We start from the raw sequence: 21188 nt of genomic DNA on the forward strand, positions 1-21188 counted from the left end.
ATTTAACAGTATATACAAATTTTAAATTTTAATTGAATTTCATACCATAAATGTATTATAATGGAATAGAGAGAAAAAGAGAGTGTATCGCATAAAGTTATAATTTAAAATTTGTAATATTTTATTTAACTTAGGAATAAATATTACTTATAAGAAAATCAATAAAAAACCAAGGGAGAGAGGAAATAATATGGATAACTTAATGCTAAATAATAAAATTTACCTTGAAGGAAAGGTTATATCAGATTTAGCTTATAGCCATGAAATGTATGGTGAAGGATTTTATGTTTTTGATTTGGAGGTTCCAAGATTAAGTGATACGAAAGATGTACTTTCAGTAACTATATCGGAAAGACTGCTTACAGGGATAGAATTTAAAGTTGGAAGTGACATTATCGTAGAAGGACAGCTCAGATCCTACAACAAATTTGTAGATGGTTCTAACAGATTAATACTTACTGTCTTTGCAAGAAATTTAACTGAATGCTTTGAAAGAAGCAAGAATCCTAATCAGATATTTTTAGATGGTTTCATCTGTAAACCACCGGTCTATAGGACTACACCTTTTGGCAGAGAAATTGCAGACATGCTTCTAGCCGTTAATAGAGCCTATAACAAATCTGATTACATACCAACTATTGCTTGGGGAAGAAATTCTAGATTCTGTCAGACTCTTACGGTAGGTGATAATATAAGAATATGGGGTAGACTTCAAAGTAGAGAATATCAGAAAAAAATTACAGAAGATAATGTAATTAAAAAGGTAGCTTATGAGGTATCAATATCGAAAATGGAAAAAGTAAATAAAGAATCAGTAATGATGGGCGCAGAAGATAGTAGTAGCGAAAAAGATATCATATAATAAAATATGTAAAGATGAGCCTATTATGGATTCATAACTTGTACTGCATAAAAGACACTTCTGAGGGGTATGAACTTCTCATAAAGTGTCTTTTATATTAATATATAAGCTTTATTTCTAGTTAGTATGCGTTATTATATTTATTTTCGCAGATCATCTAGAATTTGAGTTTTATTTTTAGTCTTATCATCAACATATTTTACTATCTTAGCTGGACTTCCAGCTACAACTACGCCTTCAGGTACATCTTCAGTTACAACTGAGCCAGCGGCAACTACCGATCTGTTTCCTATTTTAACACCTTCTAGTATTACGGAGTTTCCGCCAATCAATACATCATCACCTATTTCACAAGGGGATTTACTAGGTGGTTCCAAGACTCCTGCAACTACTGCTCCTGCTCCTAGATGTACGCGCTTGCCTAATTTACCTCTGGCTCCTACTACTGCATTCATATCAATCATTGTACCTTCGCCTATTTCAGCACCTATATTGATCACAGCTCCCATCATTATAACCGCATTTTTACCGATAATTACTTTGTCTCTTATTATTGCACCGGGCTCAATTCTCGCATCTATCTTTAATAGATCAAGAGTAGGTATGGCTGAGTTACGTCTGTCATTTTCTAATCTGAAATGCTTTATTTTATCTTTATATTTTTCAATGAAAGGCAATATTTCACTACTTTCTCCAAATAAAATAAAAAAGTTATCTGAACCATATGACTCGATATTAGAAAAATCACAATCGGAAAGGTCGCCGTTAACGTAGACTTTAACGGGAGTAGATTTCTTTGCGTCCTTTATGTATCTAGCTATTTCATATGGGTCTGTCAAATTGTACTGCATGTTATCAATCCTTTCAACAAATTTTGTATTAGTTACATATGAATAATTATAATAAAAATAGATCAATAAATAAAGTTATATGGATAAATATTGTACATTATTAAAGAAAAGAGTATATTTATAAAGAGTATAAAACAAATTATTTTGGAGTGATTAGCTAATGAATAGAAATCTAGAGAAAATCGCAATTTCTGGTATAAGGAGAATACACGAGAAAGCTATTAAAGTGCCAGAAGCAATAAACATGACTATTGGTGAACCTGATTTTAATGTTCCGATAGAGATAAAAGAAGCCATGATACGCAGCATTGAGGAAAATAAGACTAGGTATACATCTAATATAGGATTAGAGGAGCTTAGAAAGGAAATAAGTTTATTTCTGAAAAACAAAAATATATATTTTGATACTGATGAAATATGTATAACCGTTGGAGGCAGTGAAGGCATATTTGCAGCACTAGAAACATTGCTTGAAAAAGGGGATAGTGTCATTGTGCCAACTCCAAATTATCCTGCATATTCAAATACAATTAAAATTCTAGGAGGAGAAGTACTAACAACTCCGTTAAAGGAAGATCTTTCATTAGATATTAAAGCTATAGAAGATACAATAAAAAGTAAGAAACCTAAATTGTTAGTAGTATCATATCCAAACAATCCTACTGGAAAAGTTCTCGATAAAAATACATGGCAAAAACTATGTGAAGTCGTAGAACAAAATGATATTATGGTTATCAGTGATGAAATGTACAGTTCTATATGCTTTGAAGAATACTACTCCATAGCACAGAAAAAAGACATATTAGATAAAATTATCCTAATAGGCGGTTTTTCTAAGATGTTCTCTATGACGGGACTTAGAACAGGTTTTGTATGTGCTAAAAGGAATATAATTAAGGAATTTGTCAAGGTACATCAGAATGCAGTATCTTGTGCACCCTCAATTGCTCAATGGGGAGCATTGGAAGGACTAAAAAAGTGTAAATACCATATAGCATATATTAATGAGGAACTTTTAAAGAGAAGAGATTATATTTGTGAAAGGCTAATAGGATTAGGTTTTAATGTTATAAAACCATCTGGGGCATTTTATATCTTCCCTGATATAAAAAAGTTTAAAATGAGCAGCGAAGATTTCTGCGATAAAATGTTGTATGAAGCAAAAGTAGCGGCAGTGCCAGGAACAGCCTTTGGACTTGGAGGAGAAGGATACATACGGATGTCTTATTGCTGCAGCCTAAGTGTAATAGAAGAAGCGATGGACAGAATCGAAGCATTGATATATAAAATTAGCAATCAGAAATAGGATAAAATACAACTTTTGCAGTATATTAATGCAAAATATATAATAATTATAATTTGAGAAAAATGAATAAATTTGTGTTATTAATTTCAAAATAAAAACCTTTTCAGTTGGACATAATTTTATAAATTAATATATATTACCATGTGCTATTGATGAATTTGTAAAAAAAATACTGAGTCTGTTCCCAATTGACATATTTTACGAACTGTGCTAAGATAATTTACATTAAAGCTTGCTTATTAACAAAAAATTACGAGTGAAATCTTTAAACGGCTTTACACAACTAATTTCTAAATTCTACATATGAATTATTTAGTTAGATTTAATGCATTTTTAATAAGCAACAATAAAATAAGCCATATATATTGATTATATAAATATATATTTTTCATTAAAAAAGGGGGAAATTCACATGAAAAAATCAAAACTGATGGTCGCTGTGCTAAGTGTGGCGATGGTATCATCTTTATTTGCGGGCTGTGCAAGTAAAAAAACAGCAGGCGGAAGTTCATCCGGTATCGACAAGGATCAGCATCTTACAGTTGCGTTTAATGTTAATGATGTAAAGACTCTTGATCCATCAAAGTCCAGCGACGGATATTCCGGTAATATTGATCAGGAAGCACAGGAAACTCTTGGAAGAGAAAAAATAGTAAATGGTAAAGATATTATGACAAAAGCTGGTGCAAGTGACTGGAAAGTTTCTTCGGATGGAAAAACTTGGACATTTACAATCAGACCTAATAAGTGGTCAGATGGTAAAGCTGTAACTGCTAAGGATTATGAGTACTCTATAAAGAGAACATTAGACAAAAAAACAGCTTCTATATATGCCTACCTTCTTACAGGCGCTGGTATAAAGGGAGCAGCAGCATATAATGCTGGAAAAGGATCAGCTGATGATGTTGGTGTAAAGGCTACTGACGATAAAACATTGGTTATAACTTTAGATAAACCATGCACATATTTTGAAAAACTATTATCAGGTAAATTATTTACACCTCAAAGACAGGATATAGTTGAAAAGTATGGTGATAAATATGGAACAACCGCTGATTCTATGGTTTATTCCGGACCTTTTAAAGTAGATTCAATACAGATGGGAGCGCAGGTTAAACTTTCAAAGAATGATAGTTACTGGGATAAGAAAACTGTTAAATTGCAGAAGGTAACTGTTAAGTTTATGCCTGATGAATCAGCTAGAATGAATTCCTTGATGAATGGTGAACTTGATATAGCCGGCGCACCTACTCAGGAATGGATGGATAAATTGAAGACTAATGACAAATTAAAGGGATACACTTATTCAGAAACTGGTACTAACTATGAGTTCTTCAATCAGAAGGTTAAATTATTTTCTAATGCTAATGTAAGAAAAGCATTTTTATTAGCATACAATCATCCTGATCAAATAAAAGCTTTTTGGCAGGGAACAGGAAAGGCTGCTTATTCTTGGGTTCCAGATACTATATCTATAGGAGATGATAACTATAGACAAAAAGCACCTGAATTCATGAAGGACAATGCTACTGAAGCAAAAGCTTTATTAAAGAAAGGATTACAAGAGTTAGGTATGAGCACAGATCCTTCTAAAGTTAAAGTAACTTATTTATCTGGTGGAACCGATAGCAGATCTAAAGAGATGGCAGATTGGGTAATCAGTAATTATAAAAAGAATCTTGGCATTAACGTAAAAGTTGCTGCTGAAGAATGGGCTCAGTTCACAGATGATGTAAATAACTCAAAATATGAAATGGCAGGTATGAACTGGGGTGCAGATTACAATGATCCAATGACCTTCTTTGATATGTTCCAGACTGGTGCTGGTGTTGTTCCAACAAATTGGAGCAACAAAGAGTATGATGCATTAGTGGACGATGCAAAGAATACTACAGACCAAGCTAAGAGATTAGCTGATTTCCAGAAAGCTGAAAAGATTCTTATTAATGATAACGCAGTTATAATTCCAACAGTGTTTAGAACAGCTAGTCCATTTGTATATAAATATGTTAAAAATTATAACTATATATCATTCTTAGGACCTGGAGCATCTGAGTGGAAATATATGTACACTCAAGGCAGATAAGTTTAAAAAATAACAATATTTGGATTTATAGTACGGCAGGGGTTTTCCCTGCTTTACTATGTATATAAATATACTTAGGAGGTATAAAATGCTCAAATTTATTGTTAAACGTTTCTTTTATATGCTACTTACAATTTGGGTAGTTATTACTTTGACTTTTTGTTTGATGCATGCAGCAAAAGGTGATCCGTTAGCTTCAGTGGGCAGAAGGCTGCCGGCACAGACAAGAAAAAATCTGTACCAAAAATATGGTTTAGATAAACCTCTATTTCAACAGTATATAATTTACATGAAGGGGCTTGTTACTAGATTAGATTTAGGCGAATCATATGTTTATCCAGGTACAACTGTTAATGACATCATAAAAAAGCAATCTCCTGTATCGGCACAATTGGGGATGGTATCCATAATTTTAGGACTGGTAGTAGGACTAGCTTTAGGAATAATTGCTGCGCTGAAGAAAGGACATTGGCCTGATTACTTGGTAATGTTTTTGGCTATACTTGGTATAACTGTCCCGAGTTTTGTATTGGCGGCGTTGTTTCAATACTACTTAACTGTAAAATTGCATATGTTTCCGACTACTGGCTGGGGAGGAATCAAGTATATGGTACTTCCGGCGCTATCATTAAGCTTTGCTACCATAGCTACCTATGGTAGATTTATGCGAAGCAGTGCATCTGAGGTTTTAAATCAGGATTATATTCTTACAGCTAAAGCGAAAGGTGTTTCTAATACTGGAATGTTAACACATCATGTTATGAGAAATGCCATTACACCTACTATAACAATGCTTGGACCACAGATTGCCTCTATATTTACCGGCACTTTTGTTATTGAGTCTGTATTTAGTATACCAGGTATTGGTAGGTATTTTATTTCTTGTATATCTAATAGAGATTATCCTGTAATTCTTGGTACTACGATTTTTGTTGCAATATTATATATAGTGTCTGTATTTGTAGTTGATGTATTATATGTGATAATTGATCCACGAGTTAAATTAGCAGGAAGTAAATAGATAGGAGGAAAAATTGTGGCAGAGTTATCAAAGGAAAAGTTTAAAATAATCGGATGTGAAGGCTTCAATGCAGAAGAGATTTCCAGACCGAATTTAACATATTTTCAAGATGCATGGAGAAGACTTAAGAAAAATAAAGTTGCCGTTTTCTCTCTATTTTTGTTGTTATTTTTAGCTATAATGTGTATTATTGCACCATATTTTAGATCTAAATTTGGAATCAACGAAGTAGATACAGCTGTTAGAAATCATAAACCTAATTCAGTACATTGGTTTGGTACTGATAGTATAGGTAGAGATTTGTGGGTAAGAGTTTGGTATGGAACAAGAAGTTCTATGATTATAGGACTTGCTGGTGCGGCTATTGAATTGATAATAGGTTCATTGTATGGTGGAATTTCTGCTTATATGGGTGGAATTGTTGATGATATAATGATGAGAATTGTAGAAATATTAAACAGTATTCCATACCTATTAGTGGTATTATTTATAATGATTGTTATGGGTCAGCGTGGAATTATACCTATGATTATAGCATTAGCAGCTACTGGATGGACTGGAATGGCAAGACTTATAAGGGGACAAATACTGTCTCTTAAGGAACAGGAATATGTTTTGGCTTCAAAAGCATTAGGTGGAAGCCCAGCTAGAGTAATTTTGAAGCACTTATTGCCAAATACTATCGGTATTATTATTGTTGATATAACTTTCGCAATACCTTCATATATATTCGCAGAAGCATTCCTAAGTTATATTGGATTGGGTATTCAATCACCTAACACTAGCTTAGGTGCTTTGTGTTCATCTGGACAAGCCAATTTTCAATTTTATCCGTATCAGTTATTCTGGCCTTCTCTAATAATATGTTTGATCATGCTAGCATTTAACTTATTAGGTGATGGTTTAAATGATGCACTTGATCCTAAGCAGCGTCAGTAAGGAGGCAGAATTATGGGAAAAATATTAGAAGTAAAAAATCTTAGAGTATCTTATCATACCTATGCAGGAGAAGTTCAATCTGTAAGAGGGATTGATTTTCATTTAAATGAAGGTGAAACATTAGCTGTAGTTGGAGAATCCGGCTGCGGAAAATCTGTAACCTCTAAAGCTATTATGAGGCTGATACAAACACCTCCTGGAGAAATAAAAGAAGGTTCTGAAATTCTTTACAATGGTAAGGATCTTGTGAAGATGGACGAAAAAACTTTGAGAAGTATAAGGGGCGGAGAAATCAGTATGATTTTTCAGGATCCTATGACTTCCTTAAATCCTACAATGAAGGTAGGAAAGCAGATCGCTGAGAGCTTGGTTATTCATAAAGGAATGGGAAAAAAGGAAGCTTTTAAGGAAGCAACAAAAATGCTCGAAATGGTTAATATACCTAATGCCGATAAGAGGGTGAATCAGTATCCTCACGAGTTTTCAGGTGGAATGAGGCAGAGAGCAATGATAGCTATGGCATTATCCTGTAGTCCTAAGATATTAATTGCTGATGAACCAACTACAGCATTGGATGTTACGATACAGGCTCAGATTATAGAGTTAATGCAGGAGCTTCAGAATAAATTTGGAACATCAATAATAATGATAACGCATGACTTAGGTGTTGTTGCTAATATAGCTCAAAGAATTCAGGTTATGTATTCAGGTTTAATTATAGAACGAGGAAAGACGGAAGATATTTTTTATAATCCTCAACATCCTTATACTTGGGCGCTTTTACAGTCAGTTCCAAGGCTTGGAACATCAAACAAGGCAGAATTGTATTCGCTTCAGGGTACGCCTCCTGACTTACTTAAGCCTCCAGTAGGCTGTCCATTTGTAACACGTTGTAAATATGCGATGCCTATTTGTCAAGAACAGATGCCAGAGGTTACAACTATTACTGAAGAACATAGTGTTTCTTGCTGGTTGAAGCATCCTTCAGCACCTAAGGTTGAATCCCCTTTTACAATGGAGGTGAATAAATAATGGAGCAGAACAATTTAATTGAAGTCAAAAATTTAAAGAAATATTTCCATGTTGGGCATAATGCAGTTTTAAAGGCCGTTGATGATGTAAGCCTATTTATAAGAGAAGGTGAGACTTTAGGTTTAGTTGGAGAGTCTGGCTGTGGTAAGACAACTTGCGGAAGAACCATAGTCGGTCTTTATGAACCTACTGAAGGTGAAATGTTATTTGAAGGTAAGAAAGTTTCTACAAAAACGAGAGCCCAGAAACTTGACTTTACTAAAAAGGTTCAGATGATATTCCAGGATCCTTATGCTTCATTAAATCCAAGGATGACTGTCGCTGATATAATTGCAGAAGGTATAGATATTCACCATATGTATACGGGGCAAGAGAGAATGGACAGAATACATGAACTGCTTTCATTGGTAGGACTTAATAGAGAACATGCATCAAGATTCCCGCATGAATTTTCGGGTGGGCAGAGACAGAGAATAGGAATCGCAAGAGCATTAGCTGTAGAACCTAAATTTATTGTATGCGATGAACCTATTTCTGCGTTGGATGTTTCCATTCAGGCACAGGTTGTTAATTTATTAATTAAACTTCAACAGGAAATGGGACTAACGTATCTTTTTATAGCACATGATTTATCAATGGTAAAACATATATCAGATAGAGTTGGTGTTATGTATTTAGGGACAATGGTAGAACTTGCAAGCAGTGAGGCATTATATGCAAAACCATTGCATCCATATACACAGGCTTTGCTTTCAGCAATACCTATTCCAGATCCTAAGGTTGAGAAAAGTAGAAATAGAATAAAACTTGAGGGTGAAGTGCCAAGTCCAATAAATCCAGCACCTGGTTGTCGTTTTGCTCAAAGATGCAAGTATGCTAAACCAGAATGCTCACAGACCATGCCGAAATTTAAGGAAATTGAAAAGGATCATTTTGTTGCATGTCATTTACTATAAAAAACAGCCACCTGTGATCCAGGTGGCTTAATTTTAGTTTTTAAGTTAGTGAGAATACAGTTTAGCTGAATATCAGAGACAATTAATATTAACTTGGTTTAATTATTTTATAGACAAAAGATCATCCATATTAAAAAGTCCAGAATGTTTAGTTGCAATAAACTTGCAAGCTTTAATAGCTCCAACAGCAAATACATCACGAGAAAGCGCTGTATGCTTTAATTCTATAGTTTCACCTAAACCGGCAAAAATTATTTCATGCTCACCTACTATGCTGCCGCCTCTGATAGCATGAACGCCTATCTCATTTTTTGCTCGCTTTGCCATACCTTTTCTTCCGTACTTGTATTCCACATCGGAATCTATGGAATTTTCTATGGCATTGGCAAGCATTATGGCTGTACCACTAGGTGAATCTAACTTCTGATTGTGATGTTTTTCAATGATTTCAATGTCGAAATCATTGTAAAGCATAGGTGATATTTTCTTTAACATATAGGATAATATACCTATACCAATTGACATGTTTGAAGAATTGAATATAGCAACTTTTTCGCTAGATGATTTTATATCGTCAAGCTGCTGCTGATTATAGCCTGTAGTACAGAGAACTGTAGGTATACTATTAGTTTCAGCAAAGTTTAATACTGCAGCTAAGGAATTGGCATTACTGAAATCTAGTATGACATCACAGCCATCTTTGAATTCAGATATTTCTTTATATACAGGATAATTATCTGATTTTATGCCGGTAGGATCTATACCAGCGATGATATCTATAGAATTATTATTTGCAGCGAGATTTGAAATGACTTTTCCCATTCTTCCGTTGCAGCCGTTTAATAAAATTTTTAGCATAATTAGCCTCCTTGAATTCATTTATAATAATTTATATTGCTATATGCGATAAATTATAATAAAGAAATTATATAACTAATATACGTTTTTTTCAAACCATACTGAATAAATATATTTTTATAGTAAAAAATATTATGTATAAAATAATTTTTTTTACAGAAGGTGGTAATTATGGGGAAAACGCCATTAAAGAAGGTAATTAAAGCAAAGTTAAAGGCTAATAGGGAGTTAAATGAAAATGAAAAATTGAGGGAAAAACTTAAGTATGAAATAGCAGAAGAACTTGGACTGACTGAGAAAGTGAATAAATATGGATGGAGTGCATTAACTTCAGAAGAAACTGGAAGGATAGGCGGAATGATGACGAGCAGAAAGAAAAAGAACAATATGCCTCCCAATAGAGATATTTAAAAAGTAAATTTATTATAGTACATGTAGCAATGGGGGTAAAACAATGAAAAGAAAAATAGGATTTCCTAGTAATAAAATCAATATAAAAATTTCACATAAACTTATTATTTCATTTACAGTTATAGCTATGCTTATTGCGGTGGCTGGAATAATTGGACTTATTAACATGAACTCAATTAATAGAAACGCTAAATCTATATATGACTATAACATGAAATCTGTAGAGGATTTGACTACATTGAGACAAAATATTGGAGATATAAGATATGACGTGTTCAAGTTGGTAAAATTTAAAAATTCTAAATATGCAGTAACTAGCCTCATAAATGAGATAAACAAATTATCTAAGAAAAATAGTAATATATTAATTGAATATAAAAAGAAATATCTTATGAAAGATCAACAAGCAAATTTTGTTATGCTTAATAATGATGTAAGTGATTACCAAAAAATCTATGATAATATTATAGATAGCATTAATAATGGTAATTATGATAGTGCAGAAGCAAACTTATCACTGATGGATAATCAAAGCAATCTATACTCAGATTTTGATAAACTTATTTCTAAAAATAGGAATCAAGCGTTAACCTCATACAAAAATAGCCAGAGTACATTTATTGTTTCTGTTGTTTTGATAGCTGTGGTATCTGCAGCAGGTTTGTTTCTTGCTATAGTGGTAGGTGTAATTACTGCAATGATGATTTCAAAAAGATTAGCTGAAGTAGTTAAATTCGCAAGAGCTATGGGTGAAGGCGATTTGACTTATACAATAGAGGTTAAACATAACGATGAAATAGGTACATTAGGTGACATGCTGAATAAAGCAAGAAATAATGTTAGGGAACTTATTGATAATATTATCAGTAGTTCAGGAGAAATAAATGCAGTGACTACAGAACTATCTGCCGCAACATCAGATGTTTCAGATAAGATGTCAATGATTAATGAGTCTGCAGAACAAATTTCTGAAGGCTCCCAAGAACTTTCAGCTACTACTGAAGAAGTAACAGCGTCAGTAGAAGAGATAGGTGCTAATGTTGGAGAGCTATCAAGCAGAGCAGCGAAGGCCACGGAATCAGTAGAACAAATAAAAGAAAGAGCATTAGGCATAAAACAAAAGGCATCTAAAAATATAGAAGAGGGAAATACTACATACGAATTAAACAAAAATAATATTGAAAGTGCCATTCAGGATATAAAAGTTGTTGAACAGGTTAAGGCTATGGCAGAATCTATAGGGAGTATAGCAGAGCAGACTAATTTATTAGCATTAAATGCTGCAATTGAGGCAGCTAGGGCAGGAGAACATGGAAAAGGTTTTTCAGTTGTTGCTGATGAAGTTAGAAAATTAGCTGAGCAATCTTCTGATGCTGTTGTTAATATACAGAACATGGTATCTCAGGTTATTAAAGCTGTAGATAAGTTGACTGTAAGTGGACAAGAAGTATTGAAATACATGGCTGACAATGTAAAACCATCTTATGAACTTCTTATGAATACAGGGATACAGTATGAAAAGGATGCTGAATTTATAGATGGTATAGTTGATGGAATAGCTACATCCTCAACACAGATAGATGAAGTTATTGGTCAGGTAAATCAATCAATACAGACGGTCTCAGCTACTGCAGAGGAGGCTGCTTCAGGTTCTCAGGAAATTCAATCCAGCCTTAACAGAATAGCATCAGCTGTAGATGAAGTAGCTAAATCTGCTGAAGAACAGTCAAGGATGGCTGAGAAGCTTAATAAAATGGTTAACAAATTCAAAATATAGTTTTAATAGCTGCATTAGGAGTGATAGTTGTTGGAAGCATATAAAAAGTTTGCTAGTATATACGATGGACTTATTAGAGAAGATGTAGACTACGAAAAGTGGGCAAAAGTCATATTAGATCATTGTAAAAAAAATAATGTTCATGAATTAGACTATCTTGATGTTGGTTGTGGTACAGGCAATATGGCATTAGAGGTGGGTAAATTTTTCAGAGAATGTTGGTGTGTGGATAATTCTGAAGAGATGTTAATCAAAGCTTCTGATAAACTTACAAACACAAGAAAAAAGTTTAAATTTATATGCCAGGACATGGAATATCTTAATTTAAATAGAAAATTTGATTTGATTACTTGTGTACTGGATTGCACTAATTATCTTACAGAAGATGGTATGCTGCAGAACTTTATTCAAGCAATATCAAAACATATCAAGGATGAAGGATTATTTATATTTGATATTAATAGTGCGTATAAATTAGAAAAAATATTAGGAAACAATGTGTTTACATATAATACTGAAGATGTGGTATACTTATGGGAGAATACTTTAGACAATAACAAGGTTACTATGGATATTACTTTTTTTGTGAAACACGATAATCTATATGAGAGATTTGAAGAATTTCATGAAGAAAGAATATATACGATTAGTGAAATTGAGGAAACACTTAAGAAAAATAATCTTAATGTTATTTGTAAATTAGATAACTACAGTGAAAAATCTATTTCGAAAGATACTGAAAGAATAACATTTATAGTTAAGAAAGGGATTTGAGGAGAAGACTATGACAGATAAAATTATAACCGGAACTGCATTAAATGGTAATGTAAGATTTCTAGCAGCTGAAACTACTAAACTTGTAAATAGAGCGTCTGAACTTCATAACTGTAGTGCTACGGCAGCAGCTGCTTTAGGTAGAATGCTCACATCTGCACTTATTATGGGAGCTATGCTTAAAAATGATACTGATGTACTTACAGTTCAGATTAATGGAAAAGGACCAAGTGGCACTGTACTTGCTACAGCTTATCCCGATGGAAGAGTAAAAGGTTATATAGTAAATCCATCAGTAGATTTACCAGCAAATTCAAAAGGCAAACTGGATGTTGGAGGAGCTATAGGTAAAGATGGAACACTTACAGTAATTAAGGATATGGGACTTAGAGAGCCCTATGTAGGACAGATTCCTATCGTCAGCGGTGAGATAGGGGATGACCTAGCATATTATTTTACAAAATCTGAGCAGACTCCTTCAGCCGTAGGTGTAGGCGTTCTTGTAAATAAGGATTTAACGATTAAAGCTGCTGGTGGATTTATAATTCAAATGCTGCCAGGAGCAGATGATTTGGCAGCAGATTTATTAAATTACAGAATTGAAGAAATGCCGTCTATAACTGAAATGCTAAGCTCAGGTAAGAATATAAATCAAATCATCGAGTATATATTTGAAGACATGGATATGCACTTAAATAGTGAACGTAAAGCTTGTTTCAGTTGTGACTGTAGCAGAGAAAAGGTTGAAAAAGCTCTTATTAGTTTAGGCAGAGAAACGCTTAATGAGATATATGAAGATGGAAAATCAGAAGAATTAAAATGTCACTTCTGTAATAAATCCTATGAATTTACTCATGAGGAGATAGGCAGCTTATTAGCCAAAATATAAAAATATTTTTATTTATTGAAAAAAAATGTTGACAATCTTCCTTGAGGCAATTATAATAATATTTGTCTTGAGGAGCTGATGGGCGCATAGCTCAGCTGGGAGAGCATCTGCCTTACAAGCAGAGGGTCACAGGTTCGAGCCCTGTTGTGCCCACCATTAGTTTATAAAGTCGCGGGAACATGTTATATGTCCCTTTTGTTTTGTGGCCCAGTGGCTCAGCTGGTTAGAGTGCCGGCCTGTCACGCCGGAGGTCGAGGGTTCGATCCCCTTCTGGGTCGCCACATGGCCAGATAGCTCAGTCGGTAGAGCAGAGGACTGAAAATCCTCGTGTCCCTGGTTCGATTCCTGGTCTGGCCACTTCTTTGCGGAAGTGACTCAATGGTAGAGTGTCACCTTGCCAAGGTGAAAGTTGCGGGTTCGAGTCCCGTCTTTCGCTTAGTGCACGGCGCTATAGCCAAGTGGTAAGGCAGAGGTCTGCAACACCTTCATCCCCAGTTCAAATCTGGGTGGCGCCTTAAATTTAATATCAGAAAAACCGCTTATATGATGATTTAATTATAATCATTGTATAAGCGGTTTTTTAGTCTTAAGGAACGGGATTAGTTGCCGTATGCCACTATCTTTTGTTTTCTATGCATATCCGTCTAAGTTTTTACCAAGATTAGGATCTACGCTTGCCGCTAGCATTTCGGTCATATTGGTACTAGTCTGAGCAAATGAATCCATTGATTTTTTTAAAAGAGAAATTCCTATTACATCACTTATAGATGTTTGATTGGCCATTGAAGTTAATTGACTTATATCCATATAACATACCTCCTTCTGATTATTATAATTTATTGTCGATAAATTCAAGAAAAACTTTAATAATATTAGATGAAACATTAAAAAATATTTCTTAATATGACAGAGTTCTACAAAAAAGAAAAATTGAAATTCATAGCTATTTTATATACAAAATAAAGTTCCTCTATCAATAAGCGGTCCATCGTAAAGACAGTATATATCCATATTGTATTTTTTAAGAAAGTCTTTAACGTCGTTTGCATAAGTGTATCTATTAATATTTCCAAAAAACGCCACAGAACCATCATCTAAAATGCCTGAGGCTCCGCCAATAAAACCGTAATCAAGTCCTTTAAGAGTTATATTACCATGCGGAAGCAGAAGTACGTCAATACCAATATCTTTTAATGCCTTAGCGATAGTAACGTCATTAGTAATAACAGCAGAATCATTAATAACTAGTGTAGAACATTTTGAGTAGCCTTGTTTTACAGATACGAACTTTTTATTGCTACCTAAATAATCTATTATTGTCTTATCGGTAAATTTTATGTTATGTACAAAAAAGTCACCTACTATGAAGGCATTTAATATTATATCATAAGGGTATTTATCCGTGAGATTATTTTCAGAGTGTAAAATTTCAATACCAGCATATTGCAAGTGCTCAATGAATTTTTTTGATATTTGTTTTTGAACTATTACCGTTTTGGAATCTGGAAAAAACATTTGCATATCTGGATGTCCACACACAGAAGTATAAAGATTTGGACAAGGAGGACAGCAAATCGGAGAAAATCCCAAACCTACCAGACTGTTTAATTCTTTTTCTGAAGTTCTATAATCTACAACACATGTTTTTATTGTTATCACCTCGTAAAATTCTAAAAATCATATATTCAATTTTACCATATGATCGATACATAGATAATGGAAATACCAACCTTTATCTATAGATTTTTATATTAAGCATTAATAATTATGAGTAAATTAGTAAATTTAAATACAAAAAAGTTGAAAAATAGATTCATCTAAATTGTAGTGAAGATTTCTTTTGAAATGCTAAATTCATTACTTTTAATAATTATCATTGTCGATAACTGTAGAAATTTTATTGCATATACATTCATATAAAACACATACTAGTTTTAGAAAGGAGTGGAACAAATGCTGCTTTTAACGTTGATTTACGAAGGAGAAAAAAGGTTCATAAGTGATATAAACCTTATTAAAGACAGATTCAGAGATAGGAATATCACTATAGGTATATCGGAAAGCATGGAGAACAGAACTCATTTTGTAAAGATATTTTGTGGAGACGATGAAGTTTCAAATAAAATGATTAATATATTCAATCTGTATATTGCAGATATATTATATAAAGTTATGGCTACTGAATTTTATGATAAAAATATGACTTGCTTTTTAAACGATAGCTATTTTTTTCTAAAGGCTGATGAGCTTCAAGAAATAGAATTACTATGTGTGAAAGTTCTTAATGGAGATGAACTCTTACTGGATGATAGCGGTATATTTTGTATGAATAGACGAAATGCAATAATTGAGAAAATTGTTCATTGTATTGAGGAAAATAGAACTATAAACGTAGATGGGTTTATAACCTTCAGGACAAAGGAATTATTTAAGGATATGGAAGTGATTATTGATAAAATAGTAGAAAGATATATGGTAGAAAAGGAGTATAATGAGTTTATAAAACTGCTAAAATACTTTGTGGAAATACAGGAAAGCAGGATTGATGAAGTTAATATTATTATTGATGCAGCAGGCCAGTATAAGGTTACCAATAAAGATGGAAAAGATATACTAGATGAATTTCTAGATGGGATTGAATATAAAAAAGTTGATAATAATATAGAGGATCTTATTATAAGCGGGTTGATAACTAATTCTCCTGCAAAAATAGTGATTCATGGAGTTAGAAACTGTGTTAATAAAGAGATAGTTGATACGATAAAAAATGTATTTAACGATAGAGTAGAGATTTGTAATGGCTGTAAAAGATGCTGCGAAGTAAAAGAAAAAATAAAAATTTAGTAAATTAATATTGACAAAGCGGTATTAGCAGAGTATAATTCAACATGTTAAGAAGAAACAGCCGTTTCTCACCTTCCGGTGTTGCTGTAAGGTTATTTACTTTGAGAGTTAAATGAGAGCGGCTATTTGTCGCTCTATTTTTTTTAGAGTAATAATTGAGGATATATATATAATACTATCCTTGTCGTTAACACGGGAAGCGTGCGATTTCGATTATATATTTTATTATGTTTTCGTTAGGCATTACATAGTATAACAGGTATAAGTGCTAAATTGTACAAATCCTTTATTATATATGGAGGTGAAAACTATAAGTAAAAACTATAAGTTAAATGATGAAATTCGTGAAAAAGAAATTAGAGTTGTAGCAGAAGACGGTTCTATGGTAGGAATACTATCAAGTAAAGAAGCTTTGAAGATTGCAGAGGAGAGAGATTTAGATTTAGTAATGATCTCGCCAGCAGCGAATCCGCCTGTGTGCAAGATAATGGATTTTGGCAAGTTTATATATGAGCAATCTAAAAGAGACAAAGAAGCTAAGAAGAAGCAGAAAGTAATCAGCATCAAAGAGATAAGACTGAGTCCAACAATTGAAGAGCATGATATAACTATAAAGGCTAATAATGCTAGAAAATTTCTTCAGGATGAGGACAAGGTAAAAGTTACTGTAAGATTTAGAGGAAGAGAAGCTGATTATTCCTATATAGGCCATAGAATACTTGATAGTTTTGTTAATAAGCTTCAAGATGTATGTGTAGTTGAGAAGCCAGCAAAACTTGAAGGTAGAAATATGATTTTGATTTTGGCGCCAAAAAAAGCGTAAACTTGAGAGGAGGATTTACAATGCCAAAAATGAAAACCCATAGAGGGGCAGCAAAAAGATTTAAGAAAACAGGTACAGGAAGATTAAAGAGAGCTAAGGCTTTCAAGAGTCATATACTTAACAAGAAGTCTTCTAAGAGAAAGAGAAATTTAAGAAAAACTGCTTATGTTTCAACTACTCAAGAAAAAGTGATGAAGAAATTATTACCATATATTTAAGAAGTGCAAAAGGAGGTAAAAGGAAATGGCAAGAGTTAAGAGAGCAGTAAATGCACGTAAGAATCATAAAAAGGTATTGAAGCTTGCAAAAGGATACTACGGTGGAAAAAGCAAGTTGTTCAGGACTGCTAATGAAAGTGTAATAAGAGCATTAAGAAATGCTTATGTTGGAAGAAAGTTAAAGAAGAGAGATTTCCGTAAATTATGGATTGCTAGAATCAATGCTGGTGCTAGAATCAACGGGTTATCATATTCAAGATTCATGAACGGCATTAAGCTTGCTGGTATAGATATAAACAGAAAAATGCTTTCTGAAATAGCAATAAATGATCCTAATGGATTTGCTCAATTAGTTGAAATAGCTAAGAAAAAGTTAAATGCTTAATATAATGCGACGTATGTCGCATTTTGTTTTATATACATATTTTATATTACTTAAAGGACAGAAAGTCTATAATATAGGGAAACTGTTTTTAGAAACTAACTTATAGATACTAAGGGTTAATGCCTTTCATATATTAACGTATGTATAAGATAAGTTCTTGATAAGTTTCTCTATAATTTTATACATAAAATTGCGTATAATATTTGAGAGGTGATATAGTGAAGATCCAGTTAAAAAAAAGATATATTAAATTTACACCTGTTCAGATACTTGCAATAGGATTTGCAGTCACTATTTTAATAGGAGCTGTACTTCTAACGCTGCCTGTTTCAGCCTCAAATGGCAGATATACATCATTTATAGATTCATTATTCGTATCTACGTCAGCAGTTTGTGTAACAGGTCTTGTAACTGTTGATACAGGAACACATTGGAGTTATTTTGGCAAGACAATAATATTAATTCTTATTCAGATTGGTGGATTAGGATTCATGTCTTTTGCCACTTTATTTGCATTAATACTTGGAAAAAGGATTACTCTAAGTGATAGATTAGTTATGCAGGAAGCCATGAACAGTTTTAAGCTCCAGGGATTAGTCAAATTAGCAAAATATATTCTTGTATTTACTTTCTCTGTAGAGGCAATCGGTGCATTTCTATTATCCACTCAGTTTATACAGGATTTTGGTGTGCTCAAAGGTATATATTACGGAATATTTCACTCTGTATCAGCATTTTGTAATGCAGGTATAGATTTATTAGGGGAATTTACTAGTGTCACTTCTTATAGTAATAATTGGATTGTATTAATAACTATAGCTTTATTAATTATTTCTGGTGGTCTTGGTTTTTCAGTATGGGCAGATATATACAATAAAAAGACAATGAAGAAGCTTACACTGCACAGCAAAGTTGTAATAATGATTTCGCTGATATTAATTATTATGGGATCTATATTGATGTTTTTAGTGGAATATGATAATGACAAAACGATAGGAAATATGACTTCCAGCAGTAAAATACTAAATTCTATATTTGCGGCTGTGACACCTAGAACAGCTGGATTCAACTCTATTATTACTTCAGATATGACTTCTGCGGGTATATGGCTAACTATAGTTTTAATGTTTATTGGAGGTTCACCGGGCTCTACAGCAGGAGGTATTAAGACTTCTACGTTAGGAATAATTATATTTTCTGCTATTAGTCTTATAAGAGGAAAAGATGAAACTGTTATATTCAGAAAAAGAATTTCAAAAGAAGCTGTTATGAGAGCATTTGTCATAGCAACTTTGGGCATTACTATAGTGGTTTTTGTAACTATGGTGCTATCTATAACGGAGGCGGGTGCTCCTTTTGAATATATATTGTATGAAGTTACTTCTGCGTTTGCTACGGTTGGACTTACTTTGGGGTTAACTACTAAACTTACTGTAGTAGGAAAGATAATTATAATTATCACTATGTATTTTGGAAGAGTAGGTCCACTTACTTTGGCATTAGCGCTAGCTAGACAGAAAAAGTCATCTATAAGATATCCGGAAGATAAAATTTTAGTTGGTTAAGAGGTGTTTAGATGGAAAAAAAGCAATTTGTAGTAATTGGAATGGGTAAGTTTGGTTCATCAGTGGCAAAGACTCTGTATTCACTAGGCAATGATGTTTTAGCTATAGATTCTAATGAAGATATAATACAGGAAGTATCAGAGAGCGTTACTCACGCGGTTCAGATGGACGCTACTGATGAAATGTCTCTTAGAAGTCTTGGAATAAAAAACTTTGATGTGGCAGTCATAACCATTGGGTCAGATATACAATCAAGTGTTATGTCTACTCTTCTAATAAAAGAGTTAGGAGTAAAATATATAATTGCAAAGGCTCATAGTGAGATACATGCTAAGTTATTGCGCAAGATAGGTGCTGACCGAGTAGTGCTTCCTGAGAAGGATATGGGCATAAGAGTGGCTCACAATCTAGTATCGTCAAATATATTAGATTTTATAGAATTATCTCCTGATTATAGTATAGCTGAGGTGGCATGTCCTTCAAAATGGAATGGTAGAACTTTGAGAGAACTTAATCTTAGATCAGTTTATGGTATAACTGTTATGGCTATAAAAAGATCTGAAAAGGTGAGTGTTTCTCCGGGGGCGGATGATAGAATTCAAAATGGTGATATGATTGTAGCTATTGGAAAGACTGAAAATTTATCGAAATTTGAACATAATATTTCCTGATAGAGGAGAGTTTAATTATGGAACTGATACAAAGTAAGGATAATGCCGTTTTAAAGTCAGTTAAGAAATTAAAGCAAAAAAAATATAGGGATGAGTGTAATTGTTTCTTTATAGAGGGTTTTAGATTCTTTCAGGAAGCTGAAAAAGCACGGGTTATTATAGATAAGATTTTTTTATCTAATGAATTTATTAATAGAAACAGTGAATATGCAGCAATGCTTGAAAAAGAATATCGAGTTTATAAGGTAAAGGATTCTTTATATAGAGATATATGTAATACGGATAAACCACAGGGTATCTCTGCAGTAATTAAGAAAAGTAAAACTAATTTGACTGCTGAAAAGGAGAAGCTGTATATATTGGCTGATAATATACAGGATCCAGGTAATATGGGTACTATTATTAGAACTGCTCATGCAGTTAATGCTGCTGGAATTATATATACAAAAGGGACAGTGGATCCTTACAATGATAAAACTCTTAGATCAACTATGGGGTCTGTGTTCTATGTACCTTTAATTGAGGATAATGAAAATCTAGATTTTACATGTGCATTACGCAGGGGCGGCTATAAACTGGTAGTAAGTTCCTTGAAAGCAGATTATGATTTTTATGATGCAACATATGATAATAAGTTGATACTAGCAGTAGGAAATGAAGGAAATGGCATTAGCGACCTAGTAGAAGCTATGGCAGACATGCTAATTAAAATACCTATGCCTGGAGGGGCAGAGTCATTAAATGTCTCTATAGCTGCAGCACTTATGATGTACGAGGTCCTAAGGCAGCGTAAAAATCGGAGTTGATATTTTTATTAATTAAAGCTATAATATAAAAATGAACAATATATAAACTTCAAATCCCAATATTTTATGATTTGTCGTATATAGTTGAAGTTATTTATAATAAGAAATGTATGT

The 21188-nt window shown here is 33.1% G+C and carries 22 protein-coding genes, 5 tRNA genes and 1 other annotated feature (1 of these 28 running past the window's edge); of the genes, 23 read left to right on the forward strand and 4 right to left on the reverse strand.

The window, feature by feature from the left end; all coding sequences use genetic code 11:
- Positions 1–190: 190 nt before the first annotated feature.
- On the forward strand, positions 191–862 hold the full coding sequence (locus tag CLORY_RS17215) for a single-stranded DNA-binding protein (RefSeq protein ID WP_079426771.1): 672 nt from the start codon (positions 191–193) through the stop codon (positions 860–862).
- 140 nt (positions 863–1002) lie between these two features.
- Here the strand turns inward: CLORY_RS17215 and dapD are convergent, their stop codons facing one another.
- Positions 1003–1713 (reverse strand): 2,3,4,5-tetrahydropyridine-2,6-dicarboxylate N-acetyltransferase, encoded by a 711-nt coding sequence (dapD, locus tag CLORY_RS17220; RefSeq protein ID WP_079426773.1) that lies wholly within the window; start codon positions 1711–1713, stop codon positions 1003–1005.
- A 160-nt stretch (positions 1714–1873) separates the two neighbouring features.
- On the opposite strand from dapD, the gene CLORY_RS17225 reads away from it, so the two are divergent.
- The 6 genes from CLORY_RS17225 to CLORY_RS17250 all read left to right on the forward strand — a co-directional run bounded on the left by CLORY_RS17225 (position 1874) and on the right by CLORY_RS17250 (position 9053).
- Entirely contained in the window at positions 1874–3019 is a 1146-nt protein-coding gene (locus CLORY_RS17225) for a pyridoxal phosphate-dependent aminotransferase (protein ID WP_079426775.1), read from the forward strand.
- Between the two features lie 412 nt (positions 3020–3431).
- Positions 3432–5105 carry a peptide ABC transporter substrate-binding protein gene (locus CLORY_RS17230; RefSeq protein WP_079426777.1) on the forward strand — a complete coding sequence of 558 codons (1674 nt, stop codon included), beginning with the start codon at positions 3432–3434 and terminating at the stop codon, positions 5103–5105.
- An 88-nt stretch (positions 5106–5193) separates the two neighbouring features.
- Complete coding sequence (locus CLORY_RS17235; RefSeq protein WP_079426779.1) at positions 5194–6126, forward strand: ABC transporter permease; 933 nt, start codon at positions 5194–5196, stop codon at positions 6124–6126.
- Positions 6127–6141: 15 nt separating this feature from the next.
- Positions 6142–7065 (forward strand): ABC transporter permease, encoded by a 924-nt coding sequence (locus CLORY_RS17240; RefSeq protein WP_079426781.1) that lies wholly within the window; start codon positions 6142–6144, stop codon positions 7063–7065.
- 12 nt (positions 7066–7077) lie between these two features.
- Entirely contained in the window at positions 7078–8097 is a 1020-nt protein-coding gene (locus tag CLORY_RS17245; protein WP_079426783.1) for an ABC transporter ATP-binding protein, read from the forward strand.
- Positions 8097–9053, forward strand: coding sequence for an ABC transporter ATP-binding protein (locus CLORY_RS17250; RefSeq protein WP_079426785.1), 957 nt, complete (start codon positions 8097–8099; stop codon positions 9051–9053). Before CLORY_RS17245 ends, CLORY_RS17250 begins: the two co-directional genes overlap by 1 nt.
- A gap of 102 nt (positions 9054–9155) precedes the next feature.
- On the opposite strand, the gene dapB is transcribed toward CLORY_RS17250, so the two are convergent.
- Positions 9156–9911 carry a 4-hydroxy-tetrahydrodipicolinate reductase gene (dapB, locus tag CLORY_RS17255; RefSeq protein WP_079426787.1) on the reverse strand — a complete coding sequence of 252 codons (756 nt, stop codon included), beginning with the start codon at positions 9909–9911 and terminating at the stop codon, positions 9156–9158.
- A 171-nt stretch (positions 9912–10082) separates the two neighbouring features.
- Between dapB and CLORY_RS17260 the strand changes: the two genes are divergently transcribed.
- The 9 genes from CLORY_RS17260 (at position 10083) to CLORY_RS17300 (ending at position 14277) form a co-directional block, all read left to right on the forward strand.
- On the forward strand, positions 10083–10322 hold the full coding sequence (locus tag CLORY_RS17260; protein ID WP_079426789.1) for an alpha/beta-type small acid-soluble spore protein: 240 nt from the start codon (positions 10083–10085) through the stop codon (positions 10320–10322).
- Between the two features lie 43 nt (positions 10323–10365).
- Complete coding sequence (locus tag CLORY_RS17265; protein ID WP_079426791.1) at positions 10366–12099, forward strand: methyl-accepting chemotaxis protein; 1734 nt, start codon at positions 10366–10368, stop codon at positions 12097–12099.
- A 30-nt stretch (positions 12100–12129) separates the two neighbouring features.
- Positions 12130–12873 (forward strand): class I SAM-dependent DNA methyltransferase, encoded by a 744-nt coding sequence (locus CLORY_RS17270; protein ID WP_079426793.1) that lies wholly within the window; start codon positions 12130–12132, stop codon positions 12871–12873.
- Positions 12874–12883: 10 nt separating this feature from the next.
- The gene (hslO, locus tag CLORY_RS17275) at positions 12884–13762 is read left to right on the forward strand and encodes an Hsp33 family molecular chaperone HslO (protein ID WP_079426795.1); all 879 of its coding nucleotides are present in this window, start codon (positions 12884–12886) and stop codon (positions 13760–13762) included.
- Positions 13763–13842: 80 nt separating this feature from the next.
- Positions 13843–13918 (forward strand) — tRNA-Val (locus CLORY_RS17280).
- A 48-nt stretch (positions 13919–13966) separates the two neighbouring features.
- A tRNA-Asp gene (locus CLORY_RS17285) sits at positions 13967–14043 on the forward strand.
- Between the two features lie 3 nt (positions 14044–14046).
- Positions 14047–14119: transfer RNA gene (locus CLORY_RS17290), tRNA-Phe, on the forward strand.
- 7 nt (positions 14120–14126) lie between these two features.
- Positions 14127–14198 (forward strand) — tRNA-Gly (locus tag CLORY_RS17295).
- 8 nt (positions 14199–14206) lie between these two features.
- Positions 14207–14277, forward strand: a tRNA-Cys gene (locus CLORY_RS17300).
- A gap of 115 nt (positions 14278–14392) precedes the next feature.
- On the opposite strand, the gene CLORY_RS17305 is transcribed toward CLORY_RS17300, so the two are convergent.
- Positions 14393–14569 (reverse strand): YjfB family protein, encoded by a 177-nt coding sequence (locus CLORY_RS17305; RefSeq protein ID WP_169911664.1) that lies wholly within the window; start codon positions 14567–14569, stop codon positions 14393–14395.
- A gap of 141 nt (positions 14570–14710) precedes the next feature.
- Positions 14711–15421: a DUF6873 family GME fold protein gene (locus CLORY_RS17310; protein ID WP_079426800.1), complete on the reverse strand. Its 711-nt coding sequence runs from the start codon at positions 15419–15421 to the stop codon at positions 14711–14713.
- A gap of 294 nt (positions 15422–15715) precedes the next feature.
- On the opposite strand from CLORY_RS17310, the gene ytxC reads away from it, so the two are divergent.
- The 7 genes from ytxC (at position 15716) to CLORY_RS17345 (ending at position 21074) form a co-directional block, all read left to right on the forward strand.
- On the forward strand, positions 15716–16606 hold the full coding sequence (gene ytxC, locus CLORY_RS17315) for a putative sporulation protein YtxC (protein ID WP_079426802.1): 891 nt from the start codon (positions 15716–15718) through the stop codon (positions 16604–16606).
- 295 nt (positions 16607–16901) lie between these two features.
- Positions 16902–17429 (forward strand): translation initiation factor IF-3, encoded by a 528-nt coding sequence (infC, locus tag CLORY_RS17320; RefSeq protein WP_079426817.1) that lies wholly within the window; start codon positions 16902–16904, stop codon positions 17427–17429.
- A 20-nt stretch (positions 17430–17449) separates the two neighbouring features.
- The gene (gene rpmI, locus CLORY_RS17325) at positions 17450–17647 is read left to right on the forward strand and encodes a 50S ribosomal protein L35 (RefSeq protein ID WP_079426803.1); all 198 of its coding nucleotides are present in this window, start codon (positions 17450–17452) and stop codon (positions 17645–17647) included.
- A 25-nt stretch (positions 17648–17672) separates the two neighbouring features.
- Entirely contained in the window at positions 17673–18032 is a 360-nt protein-coding gene (gene rplT, locus CLORY_RS17330; protein WP_079426805.1) for a 50S ribosomal protein L20, read from the forward strand.
- Positions 18033–18250: 218 nt separating this feature from the next.
- On the forward strand, positions 18251–19597 hold the full coding sequence (locus tag CLORY_RS17335; protein ID WP_079426807.1) for a TrkH family potassium uptake protein: 1347 nt from the start codon (positions 18251–18253) through the stop codon (positions 19595–19597).
- Positions 19598–19608: 11 nt separating this feature from the next.
- Entirely contained in the window at positions 19609–20268 is a 660-nt protein-coding gene (locus CLORY_RS17340; RefSeq protein WP_079426808.1) for a potassium channel family protein, read from the forward strand.
- Between the two features lie 17 nt (positions 20269–20285).
- Positions 20286–21074, forward strand: coding sequence for a TrmH family RNA methyltransferase (locus CLORY_RS17345; RefSeq protein ID WP_079426810.1), 789 nt, complete (start codon positions 20286–20288; stop codon positions 21072–21074).
- 104 nt (positions 21075–21178) lie between these two features.
- Positions 21179–21188 (forward strand) — a binding site (T-box leader) (it continues 209 nt past the right edge of the window).

It is taken from the genome of Clostridium oryzae (assembly GCF_002029235.1).
In the GTDB taxonomy this organism is placed as follows: domain Bacteria; phylum Bacillota; class Clostridia; order Clostridiales; family Clostridiaceae; genus Clostridium_AE; species Clostridium_AE oryzae.